Source organism: Agrobacterium sp. P15N1-A, assembly GCF_044626815.1.
Classification (GTDB): Bacteria; Pseudomonadota; Alphaproteobacteria; order Rhizobiales; family Rhizobiaceae; genus Agrobacterium; species Agrobacterium leguminum.
The window spans coordinates 40,314-57,119 of the sequence record NZ_JBIUPF010000010.1; the positions used below are offsets into that span (position 1 = coordinate 40,314).

18 protein-coding genes are annotated in these 16,806 nt (G+C 60.0%); 9 read left to right on the top strand and 9 right to left on the bottom strand.

Translation table 11 applies throughout. From position 1 onward, the window contains the following. Positions 1 to 185 precede the first annotated feature (185 nt). Together ACIK7D_RS25535 and ACIK7D_RS25540 are read left to right on the top strand one after the other, a co-directional pair. Positions 186 to 359 carry a hypothetical protein gene (locus tag ACIK7D_RS25535; RefSeq protein ID WP_400157846.1) on the top strand — a complete coding sequence of 58 codons (174 nt, stop codon included), beginning with the start codon at positions 186 to 188 and terminating at the stop codon, positions 357 to 359. 268 nt (positions 360 to 627) lie between these two features. Continuing rightward, a complete protein-coding gene (locus ACIK7D_RS25540) occupies positions 628 to 1,842 on the top strand; it encodes an acyltransferase family protein (protein ID WP_400157847.1) in 1,215 nt (404 codons plus the stop codon). Between the two features lie 383 nt (positions 1,843 to 2,225). On the opposite strand, the gene ACIK7D_RS25545 is transcribed toward ACIK7D_RS25540, so the two are convergent. The 6 genes from ACIK7D_RS25545 to traC all read right to left on the bottom strand — a co-directional run bounded on the left by ACIK7D_RS25545 (position 2,226) and on the right by traC (position 5,627). Continuing rightward, a complete protein-coding gene (locus ACIK7D_RS25545; protein WP_400157848.1) occupies positions 2,226 to 2,489 on the bottom strand; it encodes a WGR domain-containing protein in 264 nt (87 codons plus the stop codon). A gap of 355 nt (positions 2,490 to 2,844) precedes the next feature. Beyond that, positions 2,845 to 2,991, bottom strand: a complete 147-nt coding sequence (locus ACIK7D_RS25550) for a hypothetical protein (RefSeq protein WP_400157849.1) — start codon at positions 2,989 to 2,991, stop codon at positions 2,845 to 2,847. A 31-nt stretch (positions 2,992 to 3,022) separates the two neighbouring features. After that, entirely contained in the window at positions 3,023 to 3,193 is a 171-nt protein-coding gene (locus ACIK7D_RS25555) for a hypothetical protein (protein ID WP_400157850.1), read from the bottom strand. Then, positions 3,190 to 5,112, bottom strand: coding sequence for a Ti-type conjugative transfer system protein TraG (traG, locus tag ACIK7D_RS25560; RefSeq protein ID WP_400157851.1), 1,923 nt, complete (start codon positions 5,110 to 5,112; stop codon positions 3,190 to 3,192). The genes ACIK7D_RS25555 and traG overlap by 4 nt, the downstream gene beginning before the upstream one ends. Next, positions 5,099 to 5,314: a type IV conjugative transfer system coupling protein TraD gene (gene traD / locus ACIK7D_RS25565; protein ID WP_400157852.1), complete on the bottom strand. Its 216-nt coding sequence runs from the start codon at positions 5,312 to 5,314 to the stop codon at positions 5,099 to 5,101. The genes traG and traD overlap by 14 nt, the downstream gene beginning before the upstream one ends. A gap of 4 nt (positions 5,315 to 5,318) precedes the next feature. After that, positions 5,319 to 5,627, bottom strand: coding sequence for a conjugal transfer protein TraC (gene traC / locus ACIK7D_RS25570; RefSeq protein ID WP_400157853.1), 309 nt, complete (start codon positions 5,625 to 5,627; stop codon positions 5,319 to 5,321). A gap of 257 nt (positions 5,628 to 5,884) precedes the next feature. On the opposite strand from traC, the gene traA reads away from it, so the two are divergent. The 6 genes from traA to ACIK7D_RS25600 all read left to right on the top strand — a co-directional run bounded on the left by traA (position 5,885) and on the right by ACIK7D_RS25600 (position 12,864). Beyond that, positions 5,885 to 9,187, top strand: coding sequence for a Ti-type conjugative transfer relaxase TraA (gene traA, locus ACIK7D_RS25575; RefSeq protein WP_400157854.1), 3,303 nt, complete (start codon positions 5,885 to 5,887; stop codon positions 9,185 to 9,187). Further along, positions 9,184 to 9,714 (top strand): conjugative transfer signal peptidase TraF, encoded by a 531-nt coding sequence (traF, locus tag ACIK7D_RS25580; RefSeq protein ID WP_400157855.1) that lies wholly within the window; start codon positions 9,184 to 9,186, stop codon positions 9,712 to 9,714. The genes traA and traF overlap by 4 nt, the downstream gene beginning before the upstream one ends. Further along, positions 9,635 to 10,927 (top strand): conjugal transfer protein TraB, encoded by a 1,293-nt coding sequence (locus ACIK7D_RS25585; RefSeq protein ID WP_400157856.1) that lies wholly within the window; start codon positions 9,635 to 9,637, stop codon positions 10,925 to 10,927. The genes traF and ACIK7D_RS25585 overlap by 80 nt, the downstream gene beginning before the upstream one ends. A 12-nt stretch (positions 10,928 to 10,939) precedes the next feature. Further along, on the top strand, positions 10,940 to 11,554 hold the full coding sequence (locus ACIK7D_RS25590; protein WP_400157857.1) for a TraH family protein: 615 nt from the start codon (positions 10,940 to 10,942) through the stop codon (positions 11,552 to 11,554). Positions 11,555 to 11,833: 279 nt separating this feature from the next. Then, entirely contained in the window at positions 11,834 to 12,298 is a 465-nt protein-coding gene (locus ACIK7D_RS25595; protein WP_400157858.1) for an excisionase family DNA-binding protein, read from the top strand. Then, the gene (locus tag ACIK7D_RS25600; protein WP_400157859.1) at positions 12,295 to 12,864 is read left to right on the top strand and encodes a PIN domain-containing protein; all 570 of its coding nucleotides are present in this window, start codon (positions 12,295 to 12,297) and stop codon (positions 12,862 to 12,864) included. The genes ACIK7D_RS25595 and ACIK7D_RS25600 overlap by 4 nt, the downstream gene beginning before the upstream one ends. 62 nt (positions 12,865 to 12,926) lie before the next feature. On the opposite strand, the gene ACIK7D_RS25605 is transcribed toward ACIK7D_RS25600, so the two are convergent. After that, positions 12,927 to 13,352 (bottom strand): hypothetical protein, encoded by a 426-nt coding sequence (locus ACIK7D_RS25605; RefSeq protein WP_400157860.1) that lies wholly within the window; start codon positions 13,350 to 13,352, stop codon positions 12,927 to 12,929. An 823-nt stretch (positions 13,353 to 14,175) separates the two neighbouring features. On the opposite strand from ACIK7D_RS25605, the gene ACIK7D_RS25610 reads away from it, so the two are divergent. Continuing rightward, positions 14,176 to 14,484 (top strand): transcriptional repressor TraM, encoded by a 309-nt coding sequence (locus ACIK7D_RS25610; protein ID WP_400157861.1) that lies wholly within the window; start codon positions 14,176 to 14,178, stop codon positions 14,482 to 14,484. A 3-nt stretch (positions 14,485 to 14,487) separates the two neighbouring features. On the opposite strand, the gene traR is transcribed toward ACIK7D_RS25610, so the two are convergent. Both traR and trbI read right to left on the bottom strand, forming a co-directional pair. Next, on the bottom strand, positions 14,488 to 15,189 hold the full coding sequence (gene traR / locus ACIK7D_RS25615) for a transcriptional regulator TraR (protein WP_400157862.1): 702 nt from the start codon (positions 15,187 to 15,189) through the stop codon (positions 14,488 to 14,490). 295 nt (positions 15,190 to 15,484) lie between these two features. Further along, positions 15,485 to 16,801: an IncP-type conjugal transfer protein TrbI gene (gene trbI / locus ACIK7D_RS25620; RefSeq protein WP_400157863.1), complete on the bottom strand. Its 1,317-nt coding sequence runs from the start codon at positions 16,799 to 16,801 to the stop codon at positions 15,485 to 15,487. Positions 16,802 to 16,806 lie beyond the last annotated feature (5 nt).

The following is a 16,806-nucleotide window of genomic DNA, read 5'->3' on the forward strand; positions in this document are numbered from 1 at the left end:
CTTTACGGCTACTCAGTCCACCTCAAGGACGGGTGTGGGCCCCCGATTTTGCCTCCGCTCCGGTTCCCTGCGCTCCGACAAAACCGGCACCCCACTCGCCGCCGCTGGCGGTCGCTCCGCGCTCCTTGACCCGGGCTTCGTGCGCACGTTGCCCCGTTGACGTCATCAAAAAGGAGACGATCAACATGACTACTCTCGATCAAATCAACGAACTGCGCGCGGAGCTTCGGAGCTGCTATTTCACCAAAACCGAGCGCGCTATGGCGGAGGCCGAGCTTGCCGCCCTCGTCGCTAAGGCACAGGCCGAGAACGAGCAGTTCGCAAGCGACATCGCACTGTATATCGCTGACCTCGAATGAGGTTGCGAATGATCCGGGAGGGGTGCGCCCTCCCAGTTGTGGAACGCCTCGGGCCGCAGCTGAGCCACGGTTGCCGGTGCCTTGGCCACGCCGCCCAAAAGGGGGGCAAGATCACTGGTATTGGTCTGAGCCTGAGGGATAGAAAGTCTCCAATTTTACAAAAAATTTAGGTTAATTGTCAGTTTCCATACTGGCCCATTCCATCGCAACCGTAGATCGGTAAGTTGACTGGCACCAGCTTTTGCCATGAACCTCCGGAGCGTTGCGCATGACTATACTTGCCACCACGAACAACTCACATGCAGGCAATTTTTCCTCGCTCTCGCATACGAGCGTCGTGGCAACGGGCACTCGTATGGTTGGTCCCGATATCCTGCGTTCGCTGGCGATCTTACTGGTGATGCTTGTCCATCTTCCGCTGAACGCCACCCCAGGCGTGTTGGTGACTGTCCGGGAATATGGCTGGCTCGGCGTGGATATCTTCTTTGTGCTGAGCGGCTATCTGATTGGCACGCAATTGTTCAAAGAAGTGACGCGCACGGGGGCAGTCGATTTCAAATCGTTCTATCTCCGCCGTGCCTTCCGCATCTTTCCGGCCTTCTTCGTGGTTCTAGGCCTGTACGCCTTCATTCCGATACTTCGGGACAACCCCTCCATGCAGCCGCTCTGGAAGTTCGCCACCTTCACGGTCAATCTCGGATTTGATCCGAGGGAAGGAAACGCTTTTTCTCAGGCATGGACGCTTGCCGTCGAAGAGCAGTTTTATCTCGTTCTGCCTTTGCTGGTCCTCCTCCTGCATAAGCGCATTGGCACGGGAGGGGTTCTCGCCCTCGCAGGATTGTTGACTGTCGGCGGGATCGTGCTGCGTTACGCGATCTGGGATGTACAGGTTGGCACCCTTGTCGCAGAAGGCCAGTTCCGCCCTGCCTTTGCGACTTACCTTCGCGATGTCTACTATCCCACATACACGCGTCTCGACGGACTGTTGTTCGGCGTGGTGCTTGCGGCCGCCCGCTTCTTTAAGCCAGAGTTCTGCAGGCAGTATCTGCCGCCCAAGGTCGCCATTCCCTTAGGTCTGATCTTTGTAATTGCAGCGCTCATCTGCTTCGTTGACCGGGGACCGCTTGCAGGACAAGGCATATTTCCCGTGTTTCAGGCGCAGCTCGGCGCGGTCGCGGGCTTTCCGCTGATCTCGATCGGCATCGCACTGTTGTTTTGCGCCATGCTTGATCTTGAGCATGTTCTAAGCCGCTGGCCAGTGCCAGGTGCTGCTCTCGTGGCAACGCTGTCCTACAGCCTCTACCTCACGCACAAGTCAGTGTTTCACGTCATGCGCCTGGTCGTCGGGGAAGAGAACTTGCAAGGCAGCTCCGGCTTTGTTGCCTATCTAATCGGGAGCTTTGCCGTAGCAACCGTTCTCTGGTTTTGTGTAGAGCGGACATTCCTGCATCTTCGGGATAGAGTGCTGTCGCCGTCAAAGTAGGTTTGCGAAAGAATATTCTCTGATTTTCGGCGCGGGCATCTTAGCCGCGGAACGTAGGATTTTCAGCTCGGCAACTCATTAGTAGTTGACTGTCAGGATAACGGGCCGAGCTGCGGAACGCCGTCGAGACCGAGGAGCGCCGCTGGATCGAGGAGGAGCTGGCGATAGCGCTGGCCGAGCGTGAGGCGATCTGGGCCGAGCAGGAAGGTCTCATCAGCAGCGAGCCGCCCTTCTAGGGCGCGCTTACGCGTTTACCTTCTTGAAAAGCGCCGCCAGGCGGTGGCACTTCCAGATCATTGCGAGAATGCGGTGAATGCTGTGATTTACAGCATCGGCTCGTCGAGTCGGCGTGCGCATCGCCCGCCGTGAAGCGTTCACCGAAGTCAGCCGCTTCCGGTAGCGTCCGCGTTGAGGTAGCCGCGGCGGCGCTTCGCCCGGGCAAGACGCGCGAGTGCGTTCGTCGCTTCCTCCTGCGCGTCGAATGTCTCCATCATCGATTGGCCTTTGGTGCCGATCCGACCCCAGTTGCGAATGATCGACGCGCCGCCGAACAGCGTCGGCTGGACCGCGAGCACGTAGAAGCGCCGCATGTTCTGCGTCGGGTCGATGCGGCGAAGGTGAACGGCCTCTGTTTCATCGTCATCCATGGCCGGAGTGTCGCTCCTTGCGGAAGCGGCGTCCAACGAGTTCCTTGAATCGATACGGGCCGACCGATTCATCACGGTGATGGATCGTGGCCCTATGTGCGGGACGCTAGGCGGTTGCGGCCGCCTTCCCGTTCACTGCAAGCGCACAACTCACGGAAGCGTAGGGCAGGACACCCGACCGGATCGACCGGCCGGGTGTCCTGTGAAAGAGGGGCGAGCCCCCCTCTCGACACTCTCCCCATGAGGGAAGGGCAAGCCCCTCCCTCAAACACGCTCCCATGAGGAAAGGGGACGGTTCCCTCCTCCCTTTCCCCAAACCCCTATCCCTCTCCCGGACGCGACCCTCGGCCGCCGCCTAGGACGGCAGGTCGGGCATCGGCCCTGTTCCGATATCCCACACCGAGGCCGGCATGCTGCTTTCGCCGATCAGCTCTTCGAGCCGATCGCGATACGCGGTCCGAATCTTCACGCCGCGGAACCAAGACGTGACGCCGTCGACCACGCATTTTTCGCGGGCCGCGCCGGCGCAGCGCTCAAATCGAGCCGCGACTGCATCTGTGGCGGTCGTCAACCGGGGGCAGCTCGACGACATCGGCCGCCGGTCCAACCGGCCGGCCAAAACGACCGTCGAGCGCCAGCCAGCCAATGCCGCCCACGACGGAGACGATGAAGAGAAAGAGGAAGCGGAAGCGGCCGGGTGTCATTTCGCCTCCTCGCGGTGAAATCGGTTCTTGCCTGCGATCGACGTCATGTCGTCGCGGCGGAACCAGATTGCGCGGCCGCATCTGAGCGGCGGGTTTCCGGCTGTGAACACGATCTGTTCATCAGCCCGCATCCGCATGACCTCGTGCGGCAGGATCAGCCGGTGGCTCGACAATTGCTTCGAGCGAGAGCGCGACGATCCCCTCATTCCGCTCGAACGGTTGGTCTGGTCGACCTCGACCGTCGTGTCGCCACAGCGCTTCGAGATGTAGTCCGCTGTATCGGGATCGTTGATCGAGGCGAATGATATCCACGAGGCTGATTCGAACCATTTGGAGGTGGCGTCGCGACCGCCATAGGTTTCACGCATCTGGCCGATCGACTGGAAGATCAGCGTCAGCGTGATCCCGTATTTGCGGCCCGCGTCGCGTGCGGTTTCGAGGATGCGCATATAGCCGAGTCGCGCCACCTCATCGAGCAGCATCAGCGTGCGACCCTTGACCTCGCCATCGCGGTTGTAGATCGCGTTGAGCAGCGAGCCGACGATCACTCGCGCGAGGCCCGGATGCGCCTCGAGGACCTTAAGACCGAGCGCGATGAAGATGTCCGTTGTTCCATCAGCGAGATCGTCCGTCGAGAAGGCGTCGCCTGAAACCAGCGCGGCGTAGCTGGGATAGGAAAGCCAGTGCGTTTCCTTCACGGCATTGGCGTAGACGCCGGAGAATGTGTCCGGCGTCATGTTGACGAACACGCCGACGTTCTCGCGCACGAACTCGGAGTGCGATTGCTCGTAGATGCGTGTGAGCCCTCCGCGCAACTTTGGTTCAGGCTCGGAGAGATTAGCCCGCACGCGGCGCAGCGTCTGATCCTCCTCCTCCGTGTGCCCGGACAGGCACACGTCGGCGATCAGGGCAGTGAGGAGTTGCATGGCCGAGGCGCGAAAGAAATCGTCCCGCGCCGATGCTGTCCGCGGGTTGTCGGTCATGATCCATGTCGCGACCGCGACGATATCCTCCTCCTTCGTGTTGCCGAACCGGCCGATCCAATCGAGTGCGTTGAAGCCGTTTTTGGGATCGGCCGGATCGAGCACGATCGAGCTGCGGCCGGCCTTGCGCCGATGCTCGATCACCATCGGCGCGACCTCGGCCGACGGATCGAGCACGACGAGGCTGCCACCCCATTTTAGAGCGGTCGGGATTGTCACCGAGGTGGTCTTGAAACCGCCCGAGCCCGCAAAAACGATTCCGTGCGACGAGCCAAACGAGCCGTCGAAGCAGAGCAGCGGATTCTTCCCGCCCGCACCCCACGTCGACCGTTCGTTGGCGCGAAAGCCTACCCCCGCGACGTGGTCACGATCAACGCGGTAGCGTTCGCCGATGACGATGCCGCCGTCGTCAGGAAACAGCTTCGCCGCCTCGCCCATGCTCATCCACTCCGTTTCGCCATGGATCGCCCGCGCGCCGTGAACCCGCCGCGGGGCAGGTTTTGCGAAGGCGGCGTTTCCCTTGAGCGCGACACGCACAGCAAAGACGCCGGCCAGCAGCACGACGGCCGCACCGACAGCGGTTGCCGGGTCTGCATAAGAGAGGGCAGATCTTCCAGTCGGCACACTTCCGGCGATCCCGGCGAGCCGGACCGCTTCGCGCGTCGCCGCGATCAGGATCGCGGCCGCGCTTCCGGCCACCACGCTCCATCCGGCTGCTCGGATGTTTGCTGCGCCGTTGGCGGCAAACAGCGCGATGGTGCCGACCGCAGCCGCAGCGACGTAGGGCAGGGCGAGGCCGACGCGCCCGAACATCATCTTCGCCTGCGCTGTCCTTCCGAACGCCGCCAGCCAATGCTCGATCCCGGGCATGTTGATCGTCGCCGCCAGCATGATGGCGGCGGGCACGGTCGCGAGGAGGACCCTATTCGCCATCATCGCCGAATGCCTCCGCGCCGATCGCTGTCAGGCGCGAGCGCTCCGCGTCGCCGCCCTTGATGCGACCGGCCGCGTCGATCAGAAGCCCGAGCAGCAGCGCGCGCTTCTCGTAGCGCAGGCCGGCTTTCACGATCAGGCCGCCCAGTTCGATCTTCTCGCGCGTGTCCTTCTTGCGGGCATCCCTGGACTGTTTGCGGCGCATGCGCTCAACCCTCGCCACCAATGCCCTGAGACGCGCCAACCTCGACCGGCGCGGTTGACGTTCCGGCGCTGGTGCTCCCGGGCGGGTATCTCTTTCCGGATGCAGCGCCAGCCGCCGCTTTTTGGCTCCCGCGAAACCGGCCGGCGATCTCCTCGAACGCCGCCTGAAGCGCCGTCTCCTCGATCTCGATCTCGCCGAGCCCGGCCCTGAGCGCGATCCGGCCGATGCGCTCGGCCTCGCGGGTCTCGGCCTGTTTGAGCTGATCCTGCAGGCGGGCGATTTCTTCCCTGATCTTCGATGACGGCTTCTTCATTCCGGACGGATCTCCTGTAAGTCGTTGGCGTTGCTTTCGCGACACCAACATCCCCCAAATGCGCTCTTCGGGAAATGTGCAGATTTGCACCTCGGCAAGGCTGAGACTTTGGAGGATCATCCCGACCGTTCCGAAGGAGCGGTTCCAAGGGCGCAATTATACGTCGCGATGCGACGTGTTGCTTTCATGCCTCGGCTGGGGCGGTAGCCCCGCCCTCTTCCCGACGAACGCAGTTCGAACCAGGAGTTCTTCGCGCCGTGGCCATCGCCCATTTCTCAGCCAGCATCGTCAGCCGCGGCTCCGGCCGCAGTGTCGTGCTGTCTGCGGCCTACCGGCACTGCGCGAAGATGGAATACGAGCGTGAGGCCCGCACCATCGATTACACCCGCAAGCAGGGCTTGCTGCACGAGGAGTTTGTATTACCCGCCGGCGCCCCGAAATGGGCCCGCTCCCTGATCGCTGATCGTTCTGTCGCCGGAGCCTCGGAAGCCTTCTGGAACAAAGTCGAAGCTTTCGAGAAACGTGCGGATGCGCAGCTTGCCCGCGATCTCACCATTGCGCTTCCGCTGGAGCTTTCTACTGAACAGAACATCGCCCTGGTCCGGGATTTTGTCGCCGAGCATATTCTTGCGAAGGGGATGGTCGCCGACTGGGTTTTCCATGACAATCCCGGCAATCCGCATATCCACCTGATGACCACATTGCGGCCCCTGACCGAGGACGGGTTCGGGTCGAAGAAGGTTGCGGTGATCGGCGAGGGCGGCCACCCGGTCCGCACGAAGTCCGGCAAGATCCTCTATGAACTCTGGGCAGGATCGACCGAGGACTTCAATTTGCTGCGAGACGGCTGGTTCGAGAGACAGAACCATCATATGGCGCTTGCTGGAATCGATCTTCGCATCGACGGGCGTTCTTACCAAAAGCAGGGCATCGATCTTGAGCCCACCATCCATCTCGGTGTCGGGGTCAAGGCGATTGAGCGGAAGGCGGAGCAACAGGGCGTCCGGCCGGAGCTCGAACGGATCGAACTGAACGAGCGGCGACGCTCGGAAAACGCCCGCCGCATCCTCAAGAATCCCGCCATTGTGCTCGACCTGATCACGCGAGAAAAGAGCGTCTTCGACGAGTGCGACGTGGCCAAGGTCGTGCATCGCTACATCGACGATCCCGCTGTGTTCCAGCAGCTGATGATCAGGATCATCCTGAACCCGGACGTGCTGCGGCTGCAGCGCGACACCATCGATTTCGCCACTGGCGGGAAGCTGCGGGCGCGCTACTCGACGCGCGCGATGATCCGTATGGAAGCAACGATGGCGCGGCAGGCCCTGTGGCTGTCGGCTAAGGAGACGCATGCCGTTTCCATGGACGTTCTCGATGCGACGTTCGGGCGCCATGAGCGGCTGTCCGACGAGCAGAAAGTGGCGATCGAGCGCATTGCCGGATCCGCCCGTATAGCCGCCGTCGTGGGGCGCGCCGGGGCCGGCAAGACCACGATGATGAAGGCGGCTCGTGAGGCATGGGAACTCGCTGGATATCGTGTCGTCGGCGGCGCACTAGCGGGCAAGGCGGCCGAAGGATTGGAGAAGGAAGCGGGGATCCAGAGCCGGACGCTTGCGTCGTGGGAACTTCGCTGGAACCGCGGCCGTGACGTTCTGGACGACAAGACGATCTTCGTCATGGACGAGGCCGGCATGGTTGCCTCGAAACAGATGGCCGGGTTTGTCGATGCCGTGGTGAGAGCAGGCGCGAAGATCGTGCTGGTCGGCGATCCCGAACAGCTCCAGCCGATCGAGGCAGGGGCTGCGTTCCGCGCCATTGTCAATCGGATTGGCTATGCCGAACTCGAAACCATCTATCGCCAGCGCGAGGACTGGATGCGCAAGGCGTCCCTCGATCTTGCGCGCGGAGACGTCGGCCAAGCCCTCGCTGCGTATCAAGGTGAGGGCAGGGTACTCGGCTCGCGATTGAAGGCGGAGGCCGTCGAGAGGCTGATCGCCGACTGGAACCACGATTACGACCAGTCAAAGACGACGCTGATCCTCGCCCATCTGCGCCGCGACGTCCGCATGCTCAATGTCATGGCCCGCGAGAAACTCGTCGAGCGCGGCGTTGTCGGTGAGGGCAAGATCTTCAAGACGGCCGATGGCGAGCGCCGTTTCGATGCCGGCGACCAGATCGTCTTCCTGAAGAACGAGGGATCGCTCGGCGTCAAGAATGGCATGATCGGCCAGGTCGTTGAGGCCCAACCGAACCGCATCGTGGCCGTGGTCGGCGAGGGGGATCATCGGCGCCAGGTGATCGTTGAACAGCGGTTCTACAACAATATCGATCATGGCTATGCAACGACGATCCATAAGAGCCAGGGCGCGACGGTTGATCGCGTGAAGGTACTGGCCTCGCTCTCCCTGGATCGTCATTTGACCTATGTGGCGATGACCCGTCATCGTGAGGATCTGCAGCTCTACTATGGTACCAGATCCTTCTCCTTCAACGGCGGCCTGGGCAAGGTTCTCTCCCGGAAGAACGCCAAGGAGACGACGCTCGATTACGAACGCGGCCAGCTCTATCGCGAAGCGCTGCGTTTCGCCGAAACGCGCGGCATGCACATTGTCCAGGTCGCTCGCACGCTGGTCCGCGACCGGCTCGATTGGACATTGCGCCAGAAGGCCAAACTGACCGACCTCGGCCAGCGCCTTGCTGCTTTCGCCGCGCGCCTCGGCTTCACCCAATCCCCACATACTCAAACGCTAAAGGAGGCCGCGCCCATGGTCGCAGGCATCAAGACTTTTTCCGGCTCTGTTGCCGATACGGTCGGTGACAAGCTTGGCGAGGATCCCGGCCTGAAACGGCAATGGGAGGAAGTCTCAGCGCGTTTCCGTTACGTCTTCGCCGATCCTGAAACAGCCTTCCGGGCTATGAATTTCGATGTCGTGATCGCCGACAAGGACGCTGCCCGTCAAACGCTCGAAACGCTGGAGACGAGCGCCGCATCGATCGGCCCGCTCAAGGGCAAGTCCGGTATTCTTGCCAGCAAGGCGGAGCGAGAGGCGCGCCGCATCGCAGAGATCAATGTTCCGGCCCTGAAGCGCGACCTCGAGAAGTATTTGCGTATGCGCGAGACGGCAGCGCAACACATGACGGCTGATGAACAGGCTTGGCGCCAGCGGGTCTCGATCGATATCCCGGCGCTGTCGCCGGCGACGCGCGTGGTGCTGGAGCGAGTGCGTGATGCGATTGATCGCAACGACCTGCCAGCCGCGATGGCCTATGCGCTGAGCAATCGCGAGACCAAGCTCGAAATCGACGGCTTCAACCGGGCGGTAACCGAGCGGTTCGGGGAACGGACGCTGCTGAGCAACGCGGCGCAAGAGCCTTCGGGAACGCTGTACGAAAAGCTTTCCGAGGGTATGAGGCCGGAGCAAAAGGAACAGTTGAAACAAGCGTGGCCGGTCATGCGGACAGCGCAAGAGCTCGCGGCCCACGAGCGCACCGTCCAGTCGCTAAGACAAGCTGAGGAACAGCGTCTTACCCAGCGCCAGACGCCGGTGCTCAAGCAATGAGGCCGAGGCGCGTTCCTCTGTTTCTGGTGGCGGGCGCCGTCATCACGTCCGCGCTGGCGGCGACAGCGCTATCAGGCGGCTATCGACTGAACCTGACCCCAAGCGAGCCGCTCGGCCTTTGGCGTATCGAAGAGCTTCAGCGTCCGGTCGCGATCGGCGATCTGGTGTTTCTTTGCCCACCCACAACAGCCGTATTCGCAGAAGCTTGGCGGCGCGGATATCTGCGGCGAGGGCTTTGTGCCGGCGGGTTCGCGCCGCTGATCAAGACTGTCGCAGCACTTCCTGGGCAGCATGTCCAAATCACCGATCACGTGCTCATCGACGGTCGTTCGGTCCCTGCATCGTCCGTGTGGGGCAGGGATGGCGAGGGCAGGATGCTCTCGCCTGATCCCGGTGGTGTCGTACCGCCGCATTCTCTCTTCCTCCACTCATCCTTTGCGAGCTCCTATGATAGTCGATATTTTGGCCCGGTTCCGGATGCCGGTCTTCTCGGCCTGGCGCGACCGGTCCTCACCTTCGATCCCTGATCGCGGTGACAATCATTTGACTCATCGCCGGAAATCCATCCTTCTGATCGCCGCTTCGATCTTCTGTGGATGGATTGGCTGGAGCGGGGAGGTGCTTCTTCTTCCAGTCGCCATGATCTTTCCGTTGCTCTGGGCACTGGCACCGTCACGCTACAATGCTGCGCTTGTAGCGACCGGGTATTTCCTGGCGGCCTCTCGCGGGTTGCCGCAGGGGGTCGCCAACTTCTATGCCACTGATCGCTGGCCCGGTCTGGCGCTTTGGGTGACGGCTTCCGCATCCTTCGTTATGGTCCATGCAGTGTTCTGGAAACCTCGTGGCGGAAACGCTTCCGGGAGAAAAGGAACGGACGCGGCGAGAGGGCTACGCTATCTCGCGGTTATGGTGCTGATGGCACTGCCGCCTTTCGGCATTACCGGTTGGGCACATCCCCTGACAGCCGCTGGTGTCTTGTTTCCCGGCTGGGGATGGTGGGGGCTGTTCGCGATGGCGACCGGCCTCACCGTCATGACGACAAGGTTTTGGCCGGCCGCCGCCATCATCCTGGGAGGATTGTGGCTCTGGTCCGCCGCATCGTGGACGGGACCGAGACTACCGGATGCTTGGGTGGGCGTCGACCTGGAACAAGCCCAAAACCTCGGCCGCGATGGATCTCTTCTGTCTCACCGTGATCTGATCGCAACGGTGCGCCGAACCATCACCGCAAAGCCTGACGTGCATGTTGCGGTGCTGCCTGAAACTGCGCTCGGGCTCTGGACGCCGACCGTGGCGCGGGTCTGGCAGGAAGGCCTTCGTGGCTCGGACATCACCGTCATCGCAGGGGCTGCCGTCATCGACCCAATGGGCTATGACAACGTGATGGTAGCGATCTCAGCCGATGCGGCAAAGGTCCTCTATCGCGAGCGCATGCCGGTTCCGGGGTCGATGTGGCAACCGTGGTTGCAATGGACCGGGCGGGTCGGCGGCGCGCAGGCCGACTTCTTCGGCAACCCTGCGGTCGAGGTTGATGGTTTCAAGGTCGGGCCTCTGATCTGCTACGAGCAACTCATCGTCTGGCCGGTCCTGCAATCGATGTTTCACAATCCCGAAGTGATCGTCGCCATCGGCAATGGCTGGTGGACGAAAAACACCTCGATCGTCGCCATCCAAAAGGCGAGCTCGGTCGCTTGGGCAAGGCTCTTTGGCCTACCCGTCGTCATGGCCTTCAACACATAGGGAGTACCTGGGATGCTCGATGCCGTCCTTATCCAGCAATGCGCCGATCCTTCCCTGAAACCTGCGATCGTCGAGCAGTTCATCGCGAAGGCCGGGTCGCAGGACCCTCTCGCCATCACCGTCCGCTCCGGCAATCGGGTGGTGCTGGTGCCGAAGGCGACAACGCCGGAAGAGGCACTGGCTCTGATCCGCGATAATCTCGGTCGCAACACCGTTCGCGTTGGCATCACCCAGTATCCGGCGGGCATAGGCATCGTCGAGGCCGGTCAGTTGAAGCCGGATATGGTCGAGCTGTGCGAGAACATCCGCATGGGGACGGCGTTGTTCGCCAAGGTCTTTCGCATCGTTTTGAAATGGTATGGCAATCCGACGGCGAAGGAAGTCCTGCCACAGGTCATGGACGATGCGGTCATCGCTTGGCAGACGGGGTATTTCGAAGGAGTAGCGGTGTTTCGCGCGGAGGATCCGGGGCAGGGGGAAATCACTCAGCGTGAAAAAGTCGATTCTGGAATGCCCGAACAAGCAGCAGCTCCTACAAAAGACGACGATGCGACTGAGCCAAGCCCATCCGATCCGAACAAGGCAGATATCAGGATCGACCTTTCCGGGATCGGATCGAAACCGTAGTGCGATCCCGCTGGACGGATTCCAGTTCGTGCTGGCTGCTCAGGAGCCAAGATCCAGCTTGGTTTGCTATCGAGATCGTCAGACAACGGATGACTTTTCAGGCGATCACAGTTCCTACCTACCCAATAGGCTCATGCCGCGATCCGTTCCACGATAGCAAAGGGGCCGATCTGCCGGATTTTGACCGTCGTCAGATCCGGTGGCTCGAAAAATCATTTACGTCACTTGTTGCAGCTGCGGCATTTAATCACTATTGTTTGTGAGATTGGAGATAAGCCTATGACGATACCCGCTCATCGACAGCTACCACCATCCGCGCAGGATGCGGCGATCGCGCGCGTGTCCGGCCAGCTTCTCTCGCGCTACGCACGCCAAAAGCGGCCCCTGACGTTGCGTGTCCACGATACTGAACATGAGCGTCCAATCGAATTGCCGGCAGGCGCCGTCGAGTTGCTTATGGACATTCTAGAGGCCATGGCGGCCGGGCGTGGTGTCACCATCATTCCGGAGAATGCGGAATTCTCAACGGTAGAAGCTGCGCGCGCACTAAACATCTCGCGAACATATCTCATCAAGCTGCTTGACGAGGGCGTGATCCCCCATCGCAAGGTCGGAAAGCATCGTCGCATCAGGATTGAAGACGTAATGGCCTATCGGGCGCGCGATGATCGCGAGCGGGAGGCAATATTGGATCAACTCGTTAGCGAGGCGCAGGAGCAGGAAATGGGCTATCAACGCCCATGAGCGACTATGCAGCGCTGCTCGATGCCAATGTGCTGTATCCCGCTCCCTTGCGCGATCTGCTCATTCAACTTGCTCAGACGAATCTCTTCAGGGCCAGGTGGTCGGTGGACATTCACCGCGAATGGATCGATGCGCTGCTCAGAAACGAGCCCAGCCGCGAGCAAACAACACTTGAGCGAACGCGTGATCTGATGAACCGGGCGGTGCGTGACTGTCTGGTGACGGGCTATGATGTTTTGATTCCGGCGCTCGTCTTGCCCGATGAAGGAGACCGGCACGTACTGGCGGCGGCAATCATTGGTCGGTGCGACGTGATCGTTACGCAGAACCTCAAGGATTTCCCTGCCACAGCGCTCACCCCATACGGCATCGAAGCGCAGCATCCTGACGAATTTCTTTCGTACCACCTTGACCTGGCTCCCGGCGTGTTCTGCGAGGCCGTTCGCAAGCTTCGCGCTCGTCTCAAGAACCCACCATACACTGTCGAGGACTATCTCGGCACACTGACGCAGCAGGGCCTCGTTGCCACGGCGGCCGAGCTCGAAGCCTTCGCTGCTCTCCTTTGAAGCGTCGTGGTCCGCAACTGCGCGGATTGCGACCCGCTGCCTGGGGTCGCGCGATCCGAGTGCTACCGTTTCCACATCCATTTCAACAGCATGCCTGCAGATGTAAGGAACATCAGTAACGCGGCGCCTGCCGTGCACAAGTGAACGATCTCAAAAAGGGCCGATACGCCGCCTTCGCCACCAAATGTATCCGCAAGAGCTCGCGTTAGCAGCATCGCCGGCATGATGAGCGCGTCCGCCGCGATTTTGTAAAGGCGAGCTCGCTCGGGGCGTTGTTTATGCTCCAAGCGGTAGTACAACGCGAACGCGACATCGATGAGAAAGGCAAGCACGCCGGCATAAAAGGCATTAATTGCAAATGGCTCCTGAAGGGCGCTCCGTATTAAGCCACCGGCCAGGATGGTAATCGCATAGTATATCAGGAGAAGTGCGAGCGCGTATTTCAGAAGTACCCTAACGCTTTTTCCTGGGGCTTGCATGCTGCTCATTCCGTCACCTGAGACCAATTAGGACACTGAAAATTATCATCTGCCAGTTTGTTCATTGCAATGCCACGTTCAAAATTTCGCGGTACTGGGCCCTCAGGTGTTCGGAAAGCGGAAATTCCCCGCCAATCCCACGTAGTTTTGCTCGGGAACGCGATGTTAGCTAGCTCGTCCAATGAAAGTACAACGTCGAATTTTGCCACCTCACCCCCAGGGTCTTCTGCGAAACCGTTCGCGAGCTTCGCGCTCGTCCCAGAACGCCGCCAGACAGCGCCGAGAACTATCTCGGCACGTCGACGCAGCAGGTGCAGGATTACCACCGCAGGTGAGCTTGAGGCCTTCGCAGCCCTCCTTTCAGCCATAACGTTCCGCATTTCCCAAAGTCTATGCGCAGCGGAAATTCAGCCAACCTTACCAAGCGAAGCCACCGTGGTAAGTAACCGCTTTCCGCAGAAAAGCTGTCGAAAACAGTCAAGAAATACTAAGATTTGGTCTCTCTATCCGCTTCACCCGGTAATATTACTTGTCAACGACAATTTTTCGGTGACCACCTAGCTAGTTTTTGGGCTAGCGGCTATAAGCCGGGATGAGACGGCACGCCCCGTCTTGGGGCGTTAGAACCCCCGAACTCAGTGGCTGATGTCGGCCGGAATGACATCGGATCCTCTGGCTTTTTGCCGGGGGCCTGCGACGCATGTCCAGGCGCCTCCGGTGCTAAAGGTCGTAGGGACCGGCTGAGTTCGGTGTTCTAAACCCCCGGCTGGGGTCATGGGATTATTTGCCGGCGGAGGCGGACCGCAGGCATCCTTTTTTGGGAACGTGGTAAATGAATGATGATTGCTCGGCATTCGATGGAGAGGTAGAACTGAGGCCAACGATTGGGCTCACCAGGGGCCTTCCTAAACCTGACCTTGAATCGCTTGTGGTTGATGCGCTTATCGAACATCGGGCGTTATCGGCGCAAGCCGACAGGCTCTTCCACGATCTCCCGGAAGAAATTCGTTCTGGGCGTTCCGCTGGAGGCGCCGAGCATCTGAAATATATCAAGGCGATGCTAGCAATGCACTGTCAAATGTCGGCTTTATCAAGCCTGCTCAGTATCTTGGGCTATATCCCGGCTGTGGCAAAAAACTGACGCCTATATCAAGCGGCGCCGTATCGCGAGCGCAGCCAGCTGCGTTATATTACTTGCTTTGAATCGCTTCTTCGCATTCTCAAGATTGATCCTGACCGTATTGTACTTCACGCCCTCGATCTCAGCGATTTCTGGGGCTGTTTTTCCCGCTTCGATCCATCGAAGAAAGCGTGCCTCCTTCGGCGTGAACGTCTCGGGGTCCTCCATCGTCGGCTGTGCACTCATAAACTCAATTCGGGCGTGAAGCTGCCCCACGGCGGCGGCTGCTGCGATGGCGTCGATATCGAGGCCGATCCGGACTTTGGCGGCGTCGGAGGCAACAGTTAACATTGACATTGAGCCGTTCGGCGCGCGGATCGGTATCGTGACGCCGGAGCGGATTCCAAAATCGGACGATGCAGCGAACATATCTGCTTGCGCCTTCGTCAGCGAACCGCGATCATCCTCCCATGACCAACTGAATGCCCGCCAGAGCTTCTTTGCCTTGGAAAGGACGGGATCAATGGCCTTGAGGTCATCATCGAAATAGGTCTGCTGCCATACGGGATCGTAGTTCGAATAAACATAGCTTCGAACCCCAGCGTGGTAGAACGCAAACAGTCCGAACCCAAGCTCCGCCGACAGAGTGCCTAGTACTTCATTCAAGCCCTTCTCATCGAGCCTGATTGCCGTGACGTCGGTCAATCTCTCCAGCCAATGTTTCATACGCTGCCTCCAGTCTCTAAACGCCGAGAGAGTCGCGGCATCAGCTTCTGTGATCGATTCTCCAAGTTGAGTCGAGGCCATGATTCAACTAATAATGAAGCTGTCAAGTATCTAGCGTGCCTTGCTTTCCGGTAGCATGGAAGAGCGGTTTTGGAGCCCACCTAACGCGCAGAGGTTCTCATTGTATGATTGCAAGCTTTCGACGGCCAAGGAACTAAAAATGATAAAATCCTAAAAGTAGCGGCGCTTATTTCCAATCTAAATCACATTCCCCGTCGGCGACGTTAGCAGTGGGCTACTTGTGGCTATAACGTCCGGGAAAGACTATGTCTTGATCGACGATGACATTGAACTTGTACCCGGGACGGATCTCGAGCGTCGGCTGGACGTCCATATTGCGTTGGATTGTCCGGTCCGCCATCCGCCCAAATGTCTCGGCGAAACTGCGCCGTGCTGCATCCTCCGCAGAGTTGGCTGACCGGAATGAATCTCGGTCCTGTGGAATTGCCATGTCGGTACCTGCTCCAATCAAGGCGATTAGGATGGCTGACCCGAAGGTCTGGAACCATTTTCTATCGGCGCGGTCCCTAAAGCCACTGTATCCCTGTGCGTCGTTTCCTGCCATGCCGCCGATTTGCAGGGTCGATCCGTTCGGGAAGATAATATCAGTCCACACGACAAGAACACGTGATTGACCGAATGAGACCTTGCTGTCGTATCGGCCGAGCAGTTTCGTGCCTTGCGGGATTAACAGCAGGTGGCCCGTCGCGCTGTCATAGACATGCTGGCTGACTTGCGCGGTGATGCGGCCCGGAAGATCTGAATTGATGCCTGTGATGAGTGTTGCAGGGATGACCGAGCCGCGCTTGAGTTCGTAGGGAGATTGCTGCGGCACGACCCGGTTTGGCAGATAACCGAGCTTGGCAAGATCGGAGTTGAAAAAATCCTCCTTTGCCTTCTGCCCATTCGGATCGAGATTCTGTCCGCCGATCCCGGCGCGCAACGCCGCCGCATAGAGATCTGAAGCACCGCCCGCTGGTAGACCGTCTCGCGTGGCAAGTCCGTCGCCACTGGATTTCGTGCTTGCCTCACCGTCACGGGGATTCAGTTTGCCGCGGTCTATGGCCAAAGGCGCGTCATAAGCCGCATTGCTCGACTGGAGCCGTGCCATCTTCTGACGATGACGCTCGCGAAGATACTGTTCGCGCTGTTCCCGTTCGAGGCGGGCTCGCCAGACCTCCTCCGGCTCTAGTGTCGAATGCGCCTCCTCCTGCTGGGAAGGCTGGGACGTGAAAGGATTGGCGGAGGTTTCCCCCGTCGTTTCGGTGGGCGTCGGCTGGAAAGTCTGAGCCGGGTGCGGCTCCCCGATGATCCCGTCGGAAACGCCGCGCTTGATCTGGTCAGCAAAGGTCGAGGCCGAACTCCCCACGCCCGCGTCAGGTCCAGGATCACCGCGCTGCAGCAGACCTCGATTGATCAAGCCAAAAAAGACGATGGCAAGGAAGAGAAAGACACCGATACCCGTCGCAATGAGGGGCAGACGGTTGATCCGCCTCATGCTTGAGCCCGCCTCCTCATTGGCAGCACCGCCCAGTTTAAGAGATTGCACCATAGTCG

What these genes read in the sequence shown, in the direction of transcription:
- ACIK7D_RS25605 (WP_400157860.1), bottom strand. Translation starts at nt 13,352, where the DNA reads ATGAGCAGCATGCAAGCCCCAGGAAAAAGCGTTAGGGTACTTCTGAAA.
- ACIK7D_RS25555 (WP_400157850.1), bottom strand. Translation starts at nt 3,193, where the DNA reads ATGACACCCGGCCGCTTCCGCTTCCTCTTTCTCTTCATCGTCTCCGTC.
- traR (WP_400157862.1), bottom strand. Translation starts at nt 15,189, where the DNA reads ATGAAACATTGGCTGGAGAGATTGACCGACGTCACGGCAATCAGGCTC.
- ACIK7D_RS25595 (WP_400157858.1), top strand. Translation starts at nt 11,834, where the DNA reads ATGACGATACCCGCTCATCGACAGCTACCACCATCCGCGCAGGATGCG.
- ACIK7D_RS25585 (WP_400157856.1), top strand. Translation starts at nt 9,635, where the DNA reads ATGATAGTCGATATTTTGGCCCGGTTCCGGATGCCGGTCTTCTCGGCC.
- traC (WP_400157853.1), bottom strand. Translation starts at nt 5,627, where the DNA reads ATGAAGAAGCCGTCATCGAAGATCAGGGAAGAAATCGCCCGCCTGCAG.
- ACIK7D_RS25540 (WP_400157847.1), top strand. Translation starts at nt 628, where the DNA reads ATGACTATACTTGCCACCACGAACAACTCACATGCAGGCAATTTTTCC.
- traG (WP_400157851.1), bottom strand. Translation starts at nt 5,112, where the DNA reads ATGATGGCGAATAGGGTCCTCCTCGCGACCGTGCCCGCCGCCATCATG.
- ACIK7D_RS25600 (WP_400157859.1), top strand. Translation starts at nt 12,295, where the DNA reads ATGAGCGACTATGCAGCGCTGCTCGATGCCAATGTGCTGTATCCCGCT.
- ACIK7D_RS25545 (WP_400157848.1), bottom strand. Translation starts at nt 2,489, where the DNA reads ATGGATGACGATGAAACAGAGGCCGTTCACCTTCGCCGCATCGACCCG.
- ACIK7D_RS25610 (WP_400157861.1), top strand. Translation starts at nt 14,176, where the DNA reads ATGAATGATGATTGCTCGGCATTCGATGGAGAGGTAGAACTGAGGCCA.
- traD (WP_400157852.1), bottom strand. Translation starts at nt 5,314, where the DNA reads ATGCGCCGCAAACAGTCCAGGGATGCCCGCAAGAAGGACACGCGCGAG.
- traF (WP_400157855.1), top strand. Translation starts at nt 9,184, where the DNA reads ATGAGGCCGAGGCGCGTTCCTCTGTTTCTGGTGGCGGGCGCCGTCATC.
- trbI (WP_400157863.1), bottom strand. Translation starts at nt 16,801, where the DNA reads ATGGTGCAATCTCTTAAACTGGGCGGTGCTGCCAATGAGGAGGCGGGC.
- ACIK7D_RS25590 (WP_400157857.1), top strand. Translation starts at nt 10,940, where the DNA reads ATGCTCGATGCCGTCCTTATCCAGCAATGCGCCGATCCTTCCCTGAAA.
- ACIK7D_RS25535 (WP_400157846.1), top strand. Translation starts at nt 186, where the DNA reads ATGACTACTCTCGATCAAATCAACGAACTGCGCGCGGAGCTTCGGAGC.